We start from the raw sequence: 2,381 nt of genomic DNA, 5'->3' as shown, positions 1-2,381 counted from the left end.
GGGGCGCCGCCGCGGCCGCCGCCGCGGCCCTGCGGGCCATCCGGGGACCTGGCGCTGCCGGGGCGACCCTGCGGTCCTGCACGGACGCGCTCCTCAAGTCACTCATGCGCCCCCTCGCCTGGTATGTGCACCTCGCGCGTCGGCTCGGTAGTTCTGCGCCACGAGACTAGGTCACGTACGGCGTGCCCGGTGCCAGGACCGCGGGAATCGGCCGTGACCCGGACGTGACGAATCAGGCCCAAAGCATACTCAGAGCTGGACATTTCGTGGAATATCATTGCCAAACTCGTCGGGTTCGCGCAGGTCAGCGCGGCACGCCAGCGCGGCCGCCAGACACGCCAAGGGTACGGCCGGCAGCACGTACCGGTAGTCGAATTCCGCCACGGCGGCGGGCACGACGAGCAGGGTGGCGGCGGCCGACCACGGCAGCGCCCACGCGAACGCCCACGCCAACGCCGCGGCGGAACGGCGCCGCCGGACCAGCAGCGCGGGCGGCACGAGGAACACCGCCAGCAGCACGGTGCCCGGCAGGCGGGCCACGTCCTGGTAGGCCCGCATCCACCCCGCGTAGGGTTCGACGACCTCGGTGCCGATCGCACCCTGCTCGTACCGCTTGCCCATCTCGACGCCGAGCCGCGCCGCCCACCGGCCCGGCGGGGGCGGAGGCGTCGCGGGCAGCTCGTAGTAGCCGTAGATCTCCTGGTCCGGGTAGACCGGGCGGTTCCAGACGAACGTGCGGCCCAGCTCCGTCAGCACGGACCCCAGGTAGTCGAGGGGCTGCTCGCGGATGGCCAGAATCGCGAAGCGGCGGGCCAGGCCGTCGTTCTCGGCGCTGAACGTGATGCCCGGCCGCAGCACCAACGGGGAGTCCTTGGCCCAGATGTACTCCTGCGACGGCGGCCTGTCCGCGGGCGGGCGCGGGTCGCAGAGCACCCGGAGGTCCGGCGGGGGGTCCATCCTGGCGCAGTCGGCGAAGGACATCGCGCGGGCGTAGAGGAAGGCGCCGTTGGCCCCCACGATGCCGGCCCGCTGGTACGTGGCGTGGAACCAGGCCCCGTACGCGACGAGCGGCGCGAGCACCGCGGCGGCCAGCACCGCCGCGAACCTGATCCGCCCACGCAGCAGAAACCAGGCGGCCACCACCACGGCGAGCGGCAGGCCGATGGTCCGGGTGAGCGTCGCCGCGCCGAGCAGCAGCCCGATGGCGACGGCAGGCCACATCCCCGATCGCCTGTCCGACAGCCCCAGGGCGATCGCCGAGACGATCAGGAACATGAACAGCGTGTCCGACACCAGCAGGTGCTCCAGCTCGATCTGGTAGGCGTCGAGCAGCACCGGAACCGCGGCGAGCGTGGCCGCCCACCTCGGGGCCCGGCGCGCGGCCCGGTAGACGAGCACGCCGGTGGCGAGGCCGAGCAGGTGCTGGACGGCGGTCACCACGGCGAAGGAGTGGAAGGGCTCCAGCAGCTTGAGGAACGCCGAGTAGCCCGCCGGGCGCACCAGGTCGGGGCGCGGCCGGAAGACCGTGACGATGTAGGTGTAGGAGTCGGGGAACCACAGCGCGGGCCGGTAGCCCAGCATGGTCAGCGCGCGCAGCGCCGCGCCCGCGGCCAGGATCGCCAGGAACCAGCCGTGCCGGCGGGCCGGCCGGGCGACCCGCATGTCGGCGTGCGTCACCGCCGGCCCGTCCTGGAGCGGCGCCGAGGCGCGGAACCGTGGTGCACGCCGCGTACGCTACCCGGGTTCAGGGCCAGGTCGCGTCATCGAGGGGTGCCGCGCGTTGGGTACCCTCGCGATCACCGATGGATTACGGGGCGTTCTACCAGCGACGAAGGCCGCCGGCGGGCAGGGTGCTCGCCGTGGCCTCGCTGCTGCCCGCCCTCCTTGTGGCCGGCTGGCTGCTGGCGGGGCTGCCGCTGCTGCTGCTCAGCCACTACCAGCCGCTGCCCGCGGTGGCGCTCGGCCTGGCCGTCACCGCCCTGCTGTGCCTGGTCGCGCTGGGCCGCCCGGCGGTGACGCCCGACGCCACGGGCCGGCAGGTGGGCGCGGTGCTCGCCATCGCCGCCGGGTCGGGGGCGTTCAACGCGCTGCTGCACTCCGAGCAGCTGGTCGTCCGGCGCGATCCCGCCACGTACGCGCAGTACGCCGCCTGGCTGGCCGGTCACGGCTCGCTGCCGATCCCGGCGCGGGCGGAGGCGTTCGGCGGCGCGGACCCGGGGCTCGTCTTCGGGAGCGTCGGGTTCTACCAGGTGGACGGGGCGGTCGTGCCGCAGTTCATGCCGGGCGCGCCGCTGCTGTTCGCCGCGGGGGAGTGGGCCGGGGGGCCGCTGCTGGCGCCGGCCGTGCTGGGCGCGCTCGCCGTGCTGACGATCGCGGGGCTG

Annotated in this window: 1 protein-coding gene and 1 pseudogene; one reads left to right on the top strand and one right to left on the bottom strand. The window is 74.3% G+C overall.

Annotation, left to right across the window (positions count from 1 at the left end):
- Window positions 1-249 precede the first annotated feature (249 nt).
- The gene (locus tag DQW85_RS24290; RefSeq protein ID WP_240197395.1) at window positions 250-1,677 is read right to left on the bottom strand and encodes a hypothetical protein; all 1,428 of its coding nucleotides are present in this window, start codon (window positions 1,675-1,677) and stop codon (window positions 250-252) included.
- Between the two features lie 125 nt (window positions 1,678-1,802).
- On the opposite strand from DQW85_RS24290, the pseudogene DQW85_RS24285 reads away from it, so the two are divergent.
- Window positions 1,803-2,381: pseudogene (locus DQW85_RS24285) on the top strand (hypothetical protein); the annotation flags it as partial.

It is taken from the genome of Nonomuraea lactucae, from assembly GCF_003313395.1.
Lineage (GTDB): Bacteria > Actinomycetota > Actinomycetes > Streptosporangiales > Streptosporangiaceae > Nonomuraea > Nonomuraea lactucae.
The sequence above is the reverse complement of the archived record's forward strand: the minus strand, read 5'-3'. Positions and strand labels throughout refer to the sequence as shown.